Annotated in this window: 13 protein-coding genes; 7 read left to right on the top strand and 6 right to left on the bottom strand. The window is 39.8% G+C overall.

Annotated elements, in window-relative coordinates:
• Positions 1 to 27: 27 nt before the first annotated feature.
• Complete coding sequence (locus H6G68_RS13315; RefSeq protein ID WP_190907077.1) at positions 28 to 1,209, top strand: pyridoxal phosphate-dependent aminotransferase; 1,182 nt, start codon at positions 28 to 30, stop codon at positions 1,207 to 1,209.
• Between the two features lie 239 nt (positions 1,210 to 1,448).
• Here H6G68_RS13315 and gyrB read toward each other — a convergent pair whose 3' ends face one another.
• Entirely contained in the window at positions 1,449 to 3,386 is a 1,938-nt protein-coding gene (gene gyrB / locus H6G68_RS13310; protein ID WP_190907076.1) for a DNA topoisomerase (ATP-hydrolyzing) subunit B, read from the bottom strand.
• Positions 3,387 to 3,614: 228 nt separating this feature from the next.
• Between gyrB and miaA the strand changes: the two genes are divergently transcribed.
• The gene (gene miaA / locus H6G68_RS13305) at positions 3,615 to 4,505 is read left to right on the top strand and encodes a tRNA (adenosine(37)-N6)-dimethylallyltransferase MiaA (RefSeq protein ID WP_190907075.1); all 891 of its coding nucleotides are present in this window, start codon (positions 3,615 to 3,617) and stop codon (positions 4,503 to 4,505) included.
• Between the two features lie 524 nt (positions 4,506 to 5,029).
• On the opposite strand, the gene H6G68_RS13300 is transcribed toward miaA, so the two are convergent.
• A complete protein-coding gene (locus H6G68_RS13300; RefSeq protein WP_190907074.1) occupies positions 5,030 to 5,431 on the bottom strand; it encodes a helix-turn-helix domain-containing protein in 402 nt (133 codons plus the stop codon).
• Positions 5,421 to 5,714, bottom strand: coding sequence for a type II toxin-antitoxin system HigB family toxin (locus H6G68_RS13295; RefSeq protein ID WP_190907073.1), 294 nt, complete (start codon positions 5,712 to 5,714; stop codon positions 5,421 to 5,423). Before H6G68_RS13295 ends, H6G68_RS13300 begins: the two co-directional genes overlap by 11 nt.
• A gap of 663 nt (positions 5,715 to 6,377) precedes the next feature.
• On the opposite strand from H6G68_RS13295, the gene H6G68_RS13290 reads away from it, so the two are divergent.
• Positions 6,378 to 7,001 (top strand): TMEM165/GDT1 family protein, encoded by a 624-nt coding sequence (locus H6G68_RS13290; RefSeq protein ID WP_190907072.1) that lies wholly within the window; start codon positions 6,378 to 6,380, stop codon positions 6,999 to 7,001.
• 203 nt (positions 7,002 to 7,204) lie between these two features.
• Here H6G68_RS13290 and H6G68_RS13285 read toward each other — a convergent pair whose 3' ends face one another.
• A complete protein-coding gene (locus tag H6G68_RS13285) occupies positions 7,205 to 8,116 on the bottom strand; it encodes a tetratricopeptide repeat protein (RefSeq protein ID WP_190907071.1) in 912 nt (303 codons plus the stop codon).
• Between the two features lie 379 nt (positions 8,117 to 8,495).
• Between H6G68_RS13285 and H6G68_RS13280 the strand changes: the two genes are divergently transcribed.
• Complete coding sequence (locus tag H6G68_RS13280) at positions 8,496 to 9,506, top strand: hypothetical protein (protein WP_190907070.1); 1,011 nt, start codon at positions 8,496 to 8,498, stop codon at positions 9,504 to 9,506.
• 20 nt (positions 9,507 to 9,526) lie between these two features.
• Here the strand turns inward: H6G68_RS13280 and H6G68_RS13275 are convergent, their stop codons facing one another.
• A complete protein-coding gene (locus H6G68_RS13275; RefSeq protein WP_190907069.1) occupies positions 9,527 to 10,696 on the bottom strand; it encodes a homocysteine biosynthesis protein in 1,170 nt (389 codons plus the stop codon).
• Between the two features lie 159 nt (positions 10,697 to 10,855).
• Here H6G68_RS13275 and H6G68_RS13270 point away from each other — a divergent pair, with 159 nt between their 5' ends.
• Entirely contained in the window at positions 10,856 to 12,493 is a 1,638-nt protein-coding gene (locus H6G68_RS13270; RefSeq protein ID WP_190907068.1) for a pentapeptide repeat-containing protein, read from the top strand.
• A gap of 68 nt (positions 12,494 to 12,561) precedes the next feature.
• Here H6G68_RS13270 and H6G68_RS13265 read toward each other — a convergent pair whose 3' ends face one another.
• Positions 12,562 to 13,677, bottom strand: a complete 1,116-nt coding sequence (locus H6G68_RS13265) for an AI-2E family transporter (protein ID WP_190907067.1) — start codon at positions 13,675 to 13,677, stop codon at positions 12,562 to 12,564.
• A gap of 520 nt (positions 13,678 to 14,197) precedes the next feature.
• Here H6G68_RS13265 and H6G68_RS13260 point away from each other — a divergent pair.
• A complete protein-coding gene (locus tag H6G68_RS13260) occupies positions 14,198 to 14,866 on the top strand; it encodes a DUF1614 domain-containing protein (RefSeq protein WP_190907135.1) in 669 nt (222 codons plus the stop codon).
• A gap of 85 nt (positions 14,867 to 14,951) precedes the next feature.
• Complete coding sequence (gene ftsH, locus H6G68_RS13255) at positions 14,952 to 16,889, top strand: ATP-dependent zinc metalloprotease FtsH (protein ID WP_190907066.1); 1,938 nt, start codon at positions 14,952 to 14,954, stop codon at positions 16,887 to 16,889.
• Positions 16,890 to 16,897 lie beyond the last annotated feature (8 nt).

The raw sequence follows: 16,897 nt of genomic DNA, 5'->3' as shown, positions 1-16,897 counted from the left end.
AAAAATTAAAATAAATCAGCCCATTTTATGAATTACGAATTATCTCGAATGAATGCGGTACAATCGCCGATTATTCCCGTTGTTGGGGAATTAATTAAACACTTTCCTGGTACAATTTCTCTCGGACAAGGTGTAGTTCACTATAGCCCACCACCGGAAGCAATAGAAATTTTACCAAAATTTCTGGCTGAAGCCAATAATCATCTTTACCAAGCAGTTGTAGGAATTCCCCAATTATTAAGCGAATTAACTACAAAATTATCCATATTTAACGGCATTGATATTAATAACGAAAATTGTATTGTTGTCACAGCCGGCAGCAATATGGGGTTTATGAATGCTATTTTAGCGATTACTTGTTCTGGTGACGAAATTATATTAAATATACCCTACTATTTTAATCATGAAATGGCGATTAAAATGGCGGGTTGTTGTCCTATATTAGTGGGAACAGATGAAAATTATCAATTACGTCCTGAAGCTATAGCCCAAGCTATTACAACCAAAACCCGCGCTATAGTAACCATTTCTCCTAATAATCCTACAGGTGTAGTTTATTCAGAAACAGCATTACATCAAGTTAATGAAATTTGTAGAGAAAAGGGTATTTACCACATTAGTGATGAGGCTTATGAATATTTCACTTATGATGGAGTGAAGCACATTTCTCCTGGTGCATTTCCGGGAAGTAGTGAATACACAATTTCCCTTTATAGCCTTTCTAAAGCTTATGGTTTTGCAAGTTGGCGTATTGGCTATATGGTAATTCCCCAACACCTGCTAAATGCTGTCAAAAAAGTGCAAGATACGATTTTGATTTGTCCTCCTGTGGTTTCCCAATATGCTGCGGTAGGGGCGTTAAAGGCAAAAGAAGACTACTTAAAAGATAATATTAGAGCGATCGCACAAGTTCGGCAAGTAGTTGTGAATGAACTCAAGCAACTGCAAGGATTATGCACTGTTACACCAGCAAATGGCGCATTCTATTTTTTCTTAAAAGTGCATACCCAAATGGATGCTTTTGAATTAGTGAAACAATTGATTCAAGAACATCAAGTAGCCGTTATCCCTGGGACAACATTTGGGATGGAAGATGGTTGTTATTTACGAGTTGCTTATGGTGCATTGCAACAAGACACCGCAAAAGCAGGGATAGAAAGATTAGTCAAGGGTTTAAAAATAATCTTATCATCATCCCTTTCAAGGTGATTTGAAAAATCCTTTTTTTGACTCTGTGCCTTTGTGGTTGAGAGGTAATTTATCGAACCGCAGAGGCGCAGAGAACGCAGAGGAAAGAGGATATAGCAATTCCCATTCAAGTGAGGTATGAGCAGTAATAGTTAAACACAGATGGACGCAGATAAACGCAGATAATTTTGTACTTCATTAGACTAGGAAATGCTATAACCCCTTACCTATTGCTAATTTTTAAGATAAGGAGGTTGATGTTAGATATCTAAATCTATCATGTTAAGCTTGGAACCATAGGTTTCAATGAATTCTCGTCGGGGTGCGACGCGATCGCCCATTAAGATGGTAAAGATACGATCAGCTTCGGCTGCATCTTCAATTTCTACTCGTTTGAGGGTACGGGTTTCTGGGTTCATTGTGGTTGTCCAGAGTTGTTCTGGCATCATTTCCCCCAAACCTTTAAAACGCTGAATGGTATAGTTAGCATTGCTGGGAAGAGTAGCTAGGTGCTGTTGCAATTCCCGTTCGCTATAACAATACTGGTAATTTTTTCCCCGTTCTACTTTATACAGTGGAGGACAAGCAATATAGATGAAACCTTGTTCAATCAGCGCCCGTTGATATCGATAGAAGAAAGTTAACAACAGAGTGCGGATGTGCGCCCCATCTACGTCAGCATCAGTCATTAATACTATATGATGATATCGTAATTGGGCGGGGTTGAATTCTTCACCTTTTACACCTAAACCGAGTGCAGTAATTAACGCTTGAATTTCGTTATTTTTATAGATTTTTGCATCGTCGGTTTTTTCGATGTTAAGAATTTTACCACGGAGAGGAAGAATTGCTTGGGTACGGCGGTCGCGCCCTTGCTTTGCGCTTCCACCCGCTGAATCGCCTTCAACTATGTATATTTCAGATTCAGCAGGATCACGGGAACTGCAATCTGCTAACTTACCTGGTAAGGGCGAAGATTCCAAAACCGATTTCCGTCGTACCAATTCCCGCGCATGACGGGCAGCTTCAGCAGCTTTAAATGCTTGAATAGCTTTATCTAAAATCGAATCAGCTATAGCTGGGTGAAATTCTAGATATTCTGTGAGGACTTCTCCCACAAAAGAATCGACGATACCGCGAACTTCTGTATTACCAAGTTTAGTTTTGGTTTGTCCTTCAAATTCAGGATCTGGAACTTTAACAGAAATGACAGCGGTTAAACCTTCGCGGACGTGTTCACCACTGAGGTTTGGTTCACCTTCTTTAATTTTATTCCGTTTGCGAGCGATCGCATTTAATGTCCGAGTGAGAACTGCTTTTAAACCTTCTAAGTGCGTACCACCATCAATGGTGCGAATATTATTAGCAAAACCGAGGACATTATCGGTATAAGCATCAGTACACCACTGTAACGAAACTTCTACCTGAACATTGTTACGTTCCCCTTGGACATAGATAATTTCTTCATGTAGGGGCTGCTTATCCCGGTTCATGTAAGCGATATACTCTTTGATACCGCCTTTATACTCGTAAGTTTCTATCTTCGGTGTTTCACTTTTGAGGAGTTCAAGACGATGATCAGTGAAAATAATTCTGACACCTGCATTCAGATACGCCAATTCTCGCAAGCGACCTGATAAAGTGATGTAATCGAATTCAATGCTGGTGGTAAAAATTTCCGTATCTGGCTTAAAAGTGATAGAAGTTCCAGTTCTAGCTTCTTTATAAGGCTTTGCTACCAATTCAGTGACAGGGAAACTGCGTTCATATCGCTGAGTATGAACCTTTTTGTCTCGCCAAACTGTAACTTCCACAAACTCTGACAGGGCATTAACTACCGAAATCCCAACTCCGTGTAAACCCCCAGAGACTTTGTAGCCACCACCGCCAAACTTACCCCCGGCGTGAAGTACGGTTAACACTGTTTCTAAAGCCGATTTCCCCGTTTTTGGGTGAAGATCGACAGGGATACCCCGACCATCATCTGTTACGGTTACGGAACCATCAGCATTGATATCTACCTCAACATGGGTGCAATGACCCGCTAAAGCTTCATCAACAGAGTTGTCCACCACCTCGTAAACTAAATGATGGAGTCCTCGCGGACCTGTAGTACCGATGTACATCCCTGGTCGTTTGCGGACGGCTTCCAGACCTTCCAGAACTTGAATCTGATCGGCACTGTAACTGCTCGTCATGAAAATTCTCCTGATGCTTGGGGTTGAACTTGCCAAAAGGCTGAAAAAGTCAAATCACCCCAAAATTATAACACAAAAGCCTTGCTGCCGTCTGTAGCGCAATTTAATGAGAAGTTTATATAGGGGATGGAACCCATAGGTGACAGGTGACAGGTGACAGGTGACAGAGGGAAGAAGGGAAAGAAGGGAAAGAGAGGAAAGTGACTAATGACGAATGACTAATAACTAATGACTAAATTAATTGTGATTTGTGGAGCGACAGCAACGGGGAAGTCTAGTTTAGCGTTGAGTTTAGCTAGGCGGTTAGATTCTGTTATTTTGAGTGCTGACTCTCGTCAAGTATACCGTGAGTTTGACATTGGTACAGCTAAACCAACGGTAGAAGAACAGAAATTAGTGCCACATTATCTAATAGATATCTGTGAGCCAACTGAAACAATGACAGTAGCAGATTACCAGGAACAAGCACAAGCTGTAATTGCTAATCTTGGTGTTTCTCCAGTTTTGTTGGTTGGTGGAACTGGTTTATATATACGTTCTATTGTGCAGGGGATGAAGATTCCCAGGGTAGCACCACAACCAGAATTGCGATCGCAATTAGAATCTCTTGGTCAACATCAACTTTACCCGATGTTACAACAAGTTGATCCTATTGCAACCCAAAAAATTCATGCTAACGATTTGGTGCGGACGTTAAGAGCATTGGAAGTATATTATGTTACTGGAATTCCCATCTCTGAACAACAGGGAGAAAATCCACCAAATTATCCAATTTTGCAAATTTGTTTAGATTGTGATGCAGAAAAATTAGATTTAAGAATTCGTAGACGCACTGAACAAATGTTCGCAGATGGTTTAGTAGCTGAAGTAGAATATTTATCTCAAAAGTATGGTGCTGATTTATCTTTATTGAATACTTTAGGATATCAAGAAATCCAGCAATATTTAGCAGGTGAAATTTCCTTAGATGAAGCCAAAGAATTAATTGTTTTACATACAAGACAATTTGCGAAACGTCAACGCACTTGGTTTAGACAAGCTCCTAATATTGAATATATTGATATGGATAATCCTGATTTGTTAGAGAGTGTTTGGGAAAGAATAAATGAGTTTGTCTGAATCAGGATTTACAAGATTTTAGGATTTAGAGAATTTAATAATTGTCAGAATCAGGATATCCAGGATTTAAGGATTTACAGGATGTGGATTATTGTCTGAATCAGGATTTATAGGATTTAGGGATTTGCAAGATATTCTTTTTGTCAGAATCAGGATATCCAGGATTTAAGGATTTACAGGATGTGGATTATTGTCTGAATCAGGATTTTCAACAATAAATGTTACTTAATATATTAGTCCTCTTAAATAATCCATCAATAAAAATATTGTAAATCTTTAATATCTTGGGATGATTGAATAATCAATCAATATAAATCCTGAAAATCCTTAAATCCTGATTCTGACAGATGATATCTTGGTATTCTCGAATAATCAATCAATATAAATCCTGAAAATCCTTAAATCCTGGATATCCTGATTCAGACAGATGATATTTTGGTATTTTTGAATAATCAATAAAAATCCTGAAAATCCTTAAATCCTGATTCTGACAAAAAACCTGAACATCCTAAAAAAACCAAACTTCAAATAAATAAACTGGGTGAAACTTTAAAATATTCTCCCAAAGCTTTTGCTTGTGCTTTACTAATGGAACGTTTACCGTTGACAACTTCAGAAACAACACCGCTGCTAGAACCAAGAATACGTACTAAGTCAGCTTGACGAATTCCGCTAGATTCCATGATATGTTGTAATATTTCATGAGGTGTAGATTCATCCATTGGATAATTTTCTTCCTCATAATCTTCAATTAGTCTGACAAGCAATTTATCTAAAACTCGCTCCTCTGGAGTAAGATTCTTTTTAAAAGTTAGATTTTCTGCAACTTTTAAAAGACGTTCATACTCAGTTTCAGTTTCAATTACTTGAGGAGCGATTTCTGCAAGTAATTGACTATAAGCATGATTATCAAAATTAAGGGTCATTTTTCCATTTATTTTTACTGTAGTCGGCGTGAGTTAGCAAGTATTTGTAGTAAACCTTTTTGGTTTCATAATTAATTCCTACAATTAAACGGTAATTATTACCTTTGATATTAAAAATAGTAAACTCATCAACTGCTTCAGCATCACGATAAATTTTACGCACATCCTCTAAATTTTGCCATTCGGCTTTTTTAACAGTTGTCTGCCAACCTTTAATTAGTTTTTCGAGATCGGGATATTTTGCCGCATCTTCGCATAGGTTGCGTTTTGAAATAAAGTGCATTGAAAAAATTTCCTTGTTTGCTAAGTTTTGTAATTAACTTCATAAATTTGCCTTCTTTTTTTGAGAGGGTTTGAGAGGGTTTGAGAGGGTTTGAGAGGGTTTGAGAGGGTTTGAGAGGGTTTGACTGACAATACGGTTATGTTAACCGAAAACCTCAATTTTCGGAATGATGATAAAAGGTTGATTCTTATCTTATTGAGAAGAATTTCAATTATCAACTTTATCTGAACCGTTCTGTATCTATACTCTCAAAACGAGAGTAAAATGTCAAGAGTCAATTCAGGACTTACGCAAAATCTCTCTTAAACTTCTTACCTTCGCGCTCTATCCCTACGGGACACTATGGCTAACGCCACGCTCCGCGAACGTGAACGCGCCTTCGCGGTTCATTTCTCTTAATTTCCCAAACCCTTGACTCCTAACCGACAGAAATGTATAATTTATAGCGAATAGAAGGGGAGTAGCTGCTGGCGCGACGTAAAAAGCCAGTACATTTGAATCAACATACTGGCGATGAGCCTGGTTCAGATGGCGAATAATAAAGTATTTGAAAGCGAGACCTTCACTGAGTTCACACCAAAAGAGTGTGTGAGCTTCAGTGAGGTCTTTAAACACTCATTAGAAGCTCCACACAGGTAAAATATCCTTCAGGAGCTTGAGAGAGTGTTAACAGCTTTTACCGCAGGTTTAGTTCTAATTACCATTTCCGAATTAGGTGATAAAACCTTTTTTATCGCTGTAATTTTGTCAATGCAGCACTCACGACGGGTAGTGTTCGTTGGTGTAACAGCTGCTTTAGCAGCAATGACAGTTTTATCAGTGATATTTGGGAAATTGCTGTCTGCTTTAACACAAGGCTCAGAAATTTATGTTCATTATGCTGAAATAGCTTTGTTTATTGCCTTTGGGTTGAAACTGCTCTACGATGCTAAAAAAATGCCTGCTAAAGCTGAAGAAGAAGTCATAGAAGAAGCAAAAGAAGCAGTAGAAAAGGCGCATTTAGACAGTCAGCAAAAAAGCATTTGGTCAATGTTACTGAAATCTTTCGTATTGACATTTATAGCAGAGTGGGGCGATCGCACACAAATAGCCACAATAGCCCTAGCAGCCAGTAATAATCCCATTGGTGTAACAGCAGGAGCAATATTAGGACACGCAATTTGTGCAGCGATCGCAGTCATCGGTGGTAGATTAATAGCAGGTAAGATATCTGAACGACAAATCACCTTCATAGGCGGCTGTTTATTTATTCTCTTCGGTATCATCGCCGCCATAGAAGGAAATTAGGTGATAGAAGAAGCTGGGGGGCAGGGAGCGGGGAGCAAGGGGGAAAATACGTAACCGCTCAATAATCCGGGGTAAATCTTTCAATGACAAGGCTCAAATGGCGTAAAATCGTTCTCGAACAGGTAGTTCGCCCCCATTTATTGAGCGATTACGAAAATACCTCTCCCCTGCACCCCGCACCCTGCTCCCTTTCCTCTTCTCCCTCATGGACTGGATGTTGTTGCTGGTGATGGTGTAGTTTCTGGTGAAGAAGTAGGAGAAACTGCTGGGCTGGGAGTCGGTAATCCTGCTGCCTTGTTAATCTCGTCTTTATACTGAGCAGGAGCTAAAGCAGTGGCACTTGCAAACAAAGGTTTAGCCTCATCAACTTTGCCCTGTTCTTTTAGTAACATAGCCTTTGCCAACACAGGACGAAAATCCTTAGCATCTTTCTGAATTGCTTGGTCGTATACAGAGATAGCTTGAGTATCGTTTTTCTGAAAAGCGTATACACTACCCAAAAGCACCTGTACAGCGACTACATCCACACTTCCAGCCTGAATTGTATTTGCTTGGGTAGAAGCAGATAGAGTATCTTGCAGCAAACCAATAGCAGCTTCAGGGCGTTTCTCACTGAGTTGGAGATTTACCATTCCTTGTAAAGCTTTGAGATCACCTGGTTTTGTTGCTAAGATTGAGCGATATGTTTGGGCTGCTCCTTCCTTATCGCCAATTTGCTGCTTCGCTTGTGCCAATAACACACCATACTCTGTTTGTTGGGGATTCAACTTAGCCAGCTTTTCTAAAGGTTCAATTACCGCTTGAATATCAGCTGGTTTAACTTCACCTCTGCCTTGTTGACTAAGTAATTGCAGCCTTGCTTCTAAAAGTCCCTTGAGTGCAGTTTGATTTTCTGGTTCTCGTTGCAAAACTAATTCATAACCCCGAACTTGATCAGCCAGTTTTGACTTTTGATCAGATGCAGAAGAACTGCTAGGGGTGCTGGTAGTATTCTGGGCTACCGATTCAGAATCGTTGAAAGCCGTAATTATGGGTAAAATCGAAACCCCAATAAAAGCCAAAACTGCCAGACCTAACACGACCTGAATTATCCACCGATTGCGCGGTTGAGACACAATATTTTCCCTCTTCTGAATTTTCACGAGATTAACATTTACACAGATCGCAAAGTCAAAAATTTCTAAAACTTTGCGGAATACGGTCATGAGACTGTGAATTTTATAACAAATAACTATCTACGCTGCTAAAGTGATTGATGACTTTAGGAGGAGCCTTCAGAATTGTAGCTATGCTATGCTTCCGAAACTAGTGTCAAGGCGCTAAATTACACATTTAGTCTCTAAATGCCAAATTTTGCGCCTTTCCGTTCGCTCTGGGCGCTCTAGAGCGGCTAGATTAAAAGGAAATATACTTTGATCAGCCGCACAAACGCTCTTTTCAACTACTTTTGTAAAATCCCAATTATGGGATGTGTCTCCGCCGCAAGGAGTTTTTATGAATTCCGACCTGATGCCGTCTCCTGAATCCGCTAACACTACTGCCTCCAAAGAGGCTCCAACTAAAATCGACCTAGCCGCTCATGTGAAAACAGCAGCAGCTAATTCTTCTCAACCTGATAATTTACCAGTTAACCCTAGTGATAATAACTCAAATGGGAATTTAGCCCATCGGCAACAACCGATTCCACCTCCCAGCGAAGCAATGCAGTATCGAGCTATCGGATTAGTCCGAGGTCGCTACTTTGCTAGCAGTGAACAATTTACTCAAGGAACATTGCTCACTGTCGATGGTGTAGAACTCAATACCGTCCTCTTAGGGCGGATTATGAGTTTGGTCAAAAATCACTTGGACTTAGAAACAGAACATCTGTGGGTAGTTTATCCCCGCACCAGACAAGAAAATGACACATTACACATCCAAATTGTCGGAGTGTGGGAACCAGAAAATCTGGCTAAACATTTCCTAGAAGAAGATCACCAAGATTTGGGTTCACAAGAGTTACAGAAACCCGACGAAATTTCTGAACCTCGAAAACCATCCTCAGAAATTCCAGATGGTTATTTTTCTGTACGTGGTGAGGTAGTTTACCAATCTTTTGACGATAAGAGTTTGGTGGTGAAAATTAAGCAAGCTCCACGGAAGCCAACTGATAAACCTAAGTATTTTAAGTTGAAACTGCGGGGTGTGCTGACAACCAAAGCTGTAGGCAAGTTTTGGGATTTCAAAGTCAAGCGAGAAGTGGACGTATTAGTAGTAGAAAATGCGGAAGCGATCGCTGATTTGCCCAAAAAACGCAAACCACCATTCAGAAGCGCCCCCCGTGGTGGTGGTGGTGGAAGAAGACCATTCCCTCCCAGACGCAATGGGGAAGCGCCTCCACTTCCGATCAAAAAAACCAGCGGCGATCCCTCCGCTGCGTCTGCTACGCGAGCAGAGGTGTCTAAACCTGTACCAAAAACGCCTCTTCCTAAGCCTGTAAAGCGGCCAAAACCAACCCAAGAGTAGTTGACATACTCCCCCCAAGATCAAAAATCAGTCCGACGGTCTTGGGGTAAAAAAGTCCGATCCATAGGAATGGGGGCAACTGGTTCTGTAAGGGTAAATGTGCCTGCTTCAATCCACTGTTTTAACTCTAAGGAAACTTGCCGTGAGAGAAACATACTGGCTAAAGGAGCAACTCGCACCGCTTTACCCTCAATGGAGATTTTTCCAGTTTTGAGTTGTGCGTAACTGACTAAACCAAAGGTGGGACGGACGCGACGAGGAATGGAAAAATCGACTATTGGTGCTACTAAGTCTTTATTTTGGACAGCGCAGCGTTCAATTACTGTTTCATTTAAAACGGGAAGTGGGACACCTACTCCCAACATTAAGGAAGGCCCGTAACTTTTGAAGTAACAACCCCGCACCCAACGGGCATCCATTTGTTTGGCATCACCAATTAAGGCTAAAGTTGCTGAGGGTCCAATAGGTGTGCGATTAGCTAACCGCTTTTGTAAAGGGAAGTGCTGCGTACCTTCCCAAGCTACATAACCAATTCCACCACCTAAGAATATTCTTGTCCCAATCCCCACAAGTTGTAAATCGGGGTCATTCAGTAAGGGGGAAATTGCACCAGGGTTAGAGTAAACTGCATTACCTAAACGTGGTTGCAGAGATCCGAGATAAGTGTGAAGAGGGCGATCGCCTCCATTTACCCCCACAATAAAATTTTGATAAAGATTGCGCGGATTAAATAGATAAAACTGATTGATAGTTTCACGAGTAACTGTTGTTTCAAAAGTTGCTCTTGGGTAGCAATCGGTAACTTGTCCTAATGCTCGTACTTGTACGGATTTACCTGCAATTAAATCTTGGATGACATGACCACCGCCACGTTCTCGGAGTTCTTCTCCGTCCATTGTTTCTACACCACAACTAGCACCTAAGTATAAATCTACAGCCCCAAACCCGGGATATACTGGCACGCCATCTAACCAGCAACGCCGAATTTTGATGGGTGGATCTGTGTGTCCGAGGTTAATAATTGCACCGCTGGACTCCATTGGTTCAAAGGTGCCGGTGGTAATAACATCAACTTCTTTAGCGGCTTTGGTGACACCGATTTCTGTAACTCGTGCTTTTAATTCTTCAACCGTCCACACTACGGCGCGTTTTTGGTTGATTTTTTCGTTAATTTCCGCAATGGTTCGCATTTTTATATCTCACGCAAAGGCGCAAAGGCGCAAAGAATATGGATTAATTCAGGGTGTAGTTTAAATATATGAAAACTGCTGTATATCCTGTGTTTGTTAGTCTAGCTTTAATTTTGGGAAAACTATCAATACAGGCACAATACATTTAGCGCAAAATTCATGAATACCTCTGACTCAGAACTCAATTTAGCATCTTTAGCAGATCGGATTTCTCAAGTTGAAGCAGAGCAAAATCTCAGACGAAAAAATATTGCTTGGCTAAAAGAGTATTTTGATGAACTCAAACAGGAGTTTAATAATAGGCCTGAATTATATCAAATTCAAACTATGCAACAAGAGATAGTCCAGTTAACTGCACAAGTGACAGAGTTGCAACAGTGTTTAAATCAGTCGTCTGATATGAGTGAAGATTTGAATGAGGGTGAAAATTTAACTGACATTAAAACTATAGATGATGCAGAAATAGTGAAGGAGTTTTTTGAGAGAGTGGAACGGCAAGAAAGTCAAGGTGTATTGATAGAAAAAGAAGTTGTTATTAAAAATGTTGATATTGATGAAATTGAGAAAGACGAGGAAGTTGATGTAATTGCAGAAGAAACAGAAAATAGCAATGCTTTCAAAAACTTAGAATTTCAGATTGAGAGAATAATGTGGTTAGTGAACAGGATTTATGCAGCCGAAGAAGATTATCAGGATATTCCTGTTAGTGCAGAGGAATTTTGGCGCAGGTATGAAGCTGGAGAAAGAGATTTTACTGGGATTAATTTAGCTGGTGTTGATTTGAGTGGTAAAAGTATGAGCTATGTCAGTTTTAATCAAGCTAATTTTGATAATGCTAATTTTGAGAATATTAAACTAAACTCAGTCAGTCTAGAAAATTCCACACTAAGAAAAGCAAACCTTACTGGAGCGCATCTTTATAAGATTGACATCATTGGTTCTCACTTAAGTGGAGCCAATTTGAGTAACGCTAATTTGAGGAAAGCAAGGCTAATTGGATCAGATTTGAGTAACGCTAATTTGAGTAGTGCGAATCTGTTGGAAGCGAATCTTGAAAATGCAAATCTTGAAGGTGTAAATCTCCAAAAAGCAATTTACAATTCACAAACCATCTTTCCTAAAGATTTTGTTTCTGAAACAGGTGCTTATTTAATTGCTCCAGGTGCGTCATTAGCAAAGGCTGACTTATCTGGTGCTGACTTAAGTCAAGTTAATTTGACTGGGGCTAATTTATCATATTCAAACCTCGAATTAACTAATATGCAAGGTACAGATTTAAGTCAGGCTAACTTGAGTAGTGCAAATTTAACTAAGGCAAATTTGATCGAGTCAAAACTCATTCAAGCAAATCTAAGGTTTGCTAACTTGAGTGAAGCAAATCTATCTTCTGCTAACTTAACTGCTGCGAACCTTATTAATACAAATTTGATACAAACAGCATTAAATAGTGCTAATCTAACGGCTGCTGAATTGTCTGGATCAAATTTAACAAGCATAAAATTTGATAGTGGAACAAATCTCTGTGGTGCAAATCTTAGTGGAGTAAACTTGGTTGGTGTTAGCCTTAGCGGTAACTTTAGTGGTGCTAATTTAAGTAAATCAAACTTGTGTGGGGCATCTTTCCAGGCTTTAAAATTAGATGCAGCTAACCTAACTTCAGCCGACTTGCGTGGTGCAAATTTGAGTCATGCCAACCTAGAAAAAGCAAATCTAAAAGACGCAAATATTAGTGGAGCAAATCTATATAAAACAAATCTTACTGGTGCTATTATGCCGTTAGGTGCAACCCATGATTAGAATTTAATGTAGTTTATCAAAAAAGCGATGGCTGCTGTAGCGATCGCTTTTAGATATGCTATTTACAATTAATCTTCATCCTTCCCTATAACTTCTACTTCCTGAATATCGTTGATATCAGCAGATTCAGAAACCATCACCAACTCAGTCGCTTGTTGATGATTATGCCTCCACTCATCCAAAACATCTTTAACTAATACTTCTTGTACCCAAATTTTAGCAACAACAGTTAAAGGTAGTGCTAACAATAATCCTAAAAAGCCAAAGAAAGTCACGAAAAATAATTGAGAAATTAACGTTACTGCTGGTAATAAAGATACCTGATGTGCCATGACTACAGGAGTGATAAAATTACTCTCAGCTTGTTGAATAAAAAAGTAAAGAATTAAGACAAAAATAGGTTTCCAGGGATTATCTAAAAGAGCAATTGCCATCGCCGGCACTACACTCATAGTTGGTCCAAGATTAGGAATTAAATTCATAAATCCCGCTAAAACGGCCAATGCTAAAGCTGCCTTCACACCCAAAAATGATAAGCCCACTAAGCTCATCAATCCCACTACAAAGACAGCAATAAAAGCCCCTGTCACCCATCCTTCTAATGAACTTTCACACTGAGCTAAAATTCCCGCTACCCGTCGTCGATAAAATGAGGGAAATAACCGGATAAATACTTTTATATAAGCATCAGGAGCAGCTAAAAACATCCCTGTCAACACTAACACTAATAAAATATTTAGAACAATTACCAAAGAGCCAGAAACAAAGGCAAAAGAGTTTCCCAATACGCGATTGAATAAAGGCTGTGCTTCTCCTATTAAAGTGTTAAAATCTGGGATGAAGGGTGCTAATTGATCAGGAATGTGAGTTCTCTGTTCGTCAATCCAACTATTAATGCGCTCAAATCCTTGGGGAACTCGTAAAGTTAGTTCTTGAAATTGCTGGGCAAAGGGTGGAACAATCAGCCAGAAAAAGCCAATCACACCAGCAAAAAAGAGAGTTACTGACAAGACAACAGCAAGGCCACGTTTCATCCCTAAGCTTTGCAAACGTTGAGCTAACCGATTTAAGGCCGTTGCTAAAACAACAGCAGCAAATATCAGTAACAGCACTTCACGCAGTTGCCACAATATATATAAAGATATAACTAAGGCGATTAAACCGATCCATTGACCCAGTTTCACAGACTAACTCCCAAAGCTTGGTGAGATGAAATTTTTGAGTAATTCAGATAGGTTAGCTGATTTTAGAGATTCCTACTAAAGATTTTTAGTTAATTTTGTTTTTGTGCTGGAATTCGCAGAAGTAAAATAGTTATCATAATCACAGTAGGCAACAAAACTAGAATTATTGCATTTGTTGATGTTGCTGGAATTAAAAACGTCGGAGCGGCATACTTAATCAACAATGAGATTAAAGCTGAAAGTAGAAGTAGCTTAAGTAAGAAACCTAGTTGATTTTTCATCAAAGTACGGCAATACACATTTTTTGGGTAGGGTATACACGAATTTAGACTTCACTATCCAGTCTCTACAATAGAAAACAGATACAAAACTTTACTTATTTAGATTCTGTATCTGTCAACATCCACAAAGTTGATTTCCGGAAAATGGTCGAATAAACGCATTTTATAGTTATTTGCAGATTTTCAAAAGGCTGGATTTGAGGATGTGAGTGCCAAATTCATTCTATTTCTTTATTTCCATGATTTATCTACCAGTTTCATTACTATTATTTCTGGCTTTATTGCTGTTGCTGCCATTTATTTGGTTTGCTCTAGCAGTAGACGTGGTGGAAATTGCGGTAGCTAAGTTGGGTTTTTCTTCTAGCATTGCTTTTTTATTGTTGTTGCTAGTAATTATTACCAGCACAATCAATATTCCCATCTACCGATTAGAAGCTCCCGTCCAATTAGCAGATGAATTTGCGGCATTGTGGTTAAAGGAATTTTGGGGTATTCCATTAAGAAATGTGCAACGCTCTACCGTGATAGCTCTGAATGTGGGGGGGGGATTAATACCTGTTGTGTTGGCATTATACCAATTTTCTCAGGGAAATGCGCTGGCAATTCTACTAGTTACTGCCATTGTGACTGTTGTCAGCTACTTTGCAGCCCAGGTAGTACCAGGAATTGGGATTCAAATGAATCCATTGCTTGCTCCTTTGACTGCGGCTGTGTCTGCAATGCTAATAGCCTCACCTCATGCTGCACCAGTGGCTTTTGCGGGTGGTGTTTTAGGTACTTTAATTGGTGCTGATTTGCTACATCTCAAGGATATTCAAGCTATGAGTGCGGGTGTATTGAGTATTGGTGGTGCGGGTGTATTTGATGGAATTGCTTTATGTGGACTATTTGCTTTGCTATTAAGTTGAAAATAGGGAATAGGCAATAGGGAATAGGGAAGGTTAATAAACCAATGACTAATGACTAACAAATAAATTTCGTTGAGGTGACATTATGCCTGTGGAAACTGATAATAACAAACAAATGAAACCGCCAAAAATCAGACAGTTTGGGGGTAGTTTCCTAATTTTATTGACTCTTTTGTTATTGCTGAACTTGATAGTTCCCAGTTTGTTTGGGACTCGATTGCAGCAAGTTCCCTATAGTGATTTTATTGCTCAAGTACAAGCTGGTAAAGTAGATAAAGCAATTGTGGGGAGCGATCGCATTGAATATTCTATCAAAACCCAAACCCCGGAAGGTAAATCTGTTGAACGGGTATTTATAACTACACCTGTAGCCATTGACTTAGATTTACCGAAAATTCTCCGTGAGAATAATGTCGAATTTGCTGCACCACCACCAAACGAAAACGCCTGGATTGGCACTGTATTGAGTTGGGTAGCTCCCCCATTAATTTTCTTTGGGATTTGGGCATTTTTAATGAGTCGTCAAGGTGCTGGCCCCGCAGCGTTGACAGTAGGTAAAAGCAAAGCTCGCATTTATTCTGAAGGCAGCACAGGTGTAAAATTCCTGGATGTAGCGGGTGTAGATGAAGCCAAAGCCGAATTAGAAGAAATCGTTGATTTTCTCAAAAATGCGACCAAATACACCAATTTAGGGGCAAAAATTCCCAAAGGTGTGCTGTTAGTCGGACCTCCAGGTACAGGTAAAACATTACTAGCAAAAGCGATCGCAGGTGAAGCTGGTGTTCCCTTCTTCAGTATCTCCGGTTCAGAATTTATCGAATTATTCGTTGGTGTTGGTGCTGCGCGAGTCCGCGATTTATTTGAACAAGCTAAACAACAAGCACCATGTATCGTCTTCATTGATGAATTAGACGCTTTAGGTAAATCTCGCGGTGGTCCTGGTGGTTTCGTCGGTGGTAACGATGAAAGAGAACAAACCCTCAACCAATTACTCACCGAAATGGATGGTTTTGACGCTAACACAGGTGTAATTATCATCGCTGCTACCAACCGTCCCGAAGTTCTCGATCCTGCTTTACGTCGTCCCGGTCGTTTTGACCGTCAAATTGTCGTCGATAGACCTGATAAAATCGGTCGAGAAGCTATTCTCAAAGTCCACGCTAGAAATGTGAAATTAGCAGAAGATGTGGATTTAGGAATTATTGCTACTCGCACACCTGGTTTTGCTGGTGCAGATTTAGCTAACTTAGTCAATGAAGCAGCTTTGTTAGCAGCAAGAAATAACCGTCAAGCGGTACTCATGGCAGATTTTAATGAAGCCATTGAACGTTTAATTGCAGGTTTAGAAAAACGTTCTCGTGTGTTAAACGAAATTGAGAAAAAAACCGTTGCTTATCACGAAGTTGGACACGCTATCATCGGTGCATTAATGCCTGGTGCAGGTAAAGTTGAAAAAATTTCTGTTGTTCCCCGTGGTGTCGGTGCATTGGGTTATACAATCCAAATGCCAGAAGAAGACCGTTTCTTAATGGTAGAAGATGAAATTCGTGGACGTATTGCCACTTTATTAGGTGGACGTTCTTCGGAAGAAATTGTATTTGGTAAAGTATCAACTGGTGCTTCTGACGATATTCAAAAAGTCACTGATTTAGCAGAAAGGGCAATTACAATTTATGGCATGAGTGATAAACTCGGACCCGTTGCTTTTGAAAAAGTTCAACAGCAGTTTATTGAAGGTTATGGAAATCCTCGGCGTACAATTAGTCCCCAAATGACGGAAGAAATTGACCGGGAAGTGAAGGAAATTGTTGATAATGCTCACCACATTGCTTTAAGCATTCTGAAAAATAACCGTGACTTACTAGAAGAAATTGCCCAGGAATTATTACAAAAGGAAATTCTTGAAGGTAGTTATTTACGCGAAAAGCTAACTCAAGCAAAAGCACCTGCTGAAATGGATGAATGGTTGCGGACTGGTAAGTTAGATAGTGATAAACCTTTGCTGCAAACACTTTTAGTTTAGAGTGTTTT

Source organism: Anabaena catenula FACHB-362 (assembly GCF_014698735.1).
Taxonomy (GTDB): Bacteria; Cyanobacteriota; Cyanobacteriia; order Cyanobacteriales; family Nostocaceae; genus Anabaena; species Anabaena variabilis_A.
Note: the sequence above shows the minus strand (reverse complement) of the source record. Positions and strands in the feature narration are given on the sequence as shown.

Coding starts and splice junctions, on each gene's coding strand:
- miaA (WP_190907075.1), top strand. CDS start 3,615: ATGACTAAATTAATTGTGATTTGTGGAGCGACAGCAACGGGGAAGTCT.
- H6G68_RS13280 (WP_190907070.1), top strand. CDS start 8,496: ATGAATTCCGACCTGATGCCGTCTCCTGAATCCGCTAACACTACTGCC.
- H6G68_RS13275 (WP_190907069.1), bottom strand. CDS start 10,696: ATGCGAACCATTGCGGAAATTAACGAAAAAATCAACCAAAAACGCGCC.
- gyrB (WP_190907076.1), bottom strand. CDS start 3,386: ATGACGAGCAGTTACAGTGCCGATCAGATTCAAGTTCTGGAAGGTCTG.
- H6G68_RS13260 (WP_190907135.1), top strand. CDS start 14,198: ATGATTTATCTACCAGTTTCATTACTATTATTTCTGGCTTTATTGCTG.
- H6G68_RS13270 (WP_190907068.1), top strand. CDS start 10,856: ATGAATACCTCTGACTCAGAACTCAATTTAGCATCTTTAGCAGATCGG.
- ftsH (WP_190907066.1), top strand. CDS start 14,952: ATGCCTGTGGAAACTGATAATAACAAACAAATGAAACCGCCAAAAATC.
- H6G68_RS13300 (WP_190907074.1), bottom strand. CDS start 5,431: ATGACCCTTAATTTTGATAATCATGCTTATAGTCAATTACTTGCAGAA.
- H6G68_RS13315 (WP_190907077.1), top strand. CDS start 28: ATGAATTACGAATTATCTCGAATGAATGCGGTACAATCGCCGATTATT.
- H6G68_RS13295 (WP_190907073.1), bottom strand. CDS start 5,714: ATGCACTTTATTTCAAAACGCAACCTATGCGAAGATGCGGCAAAATAT.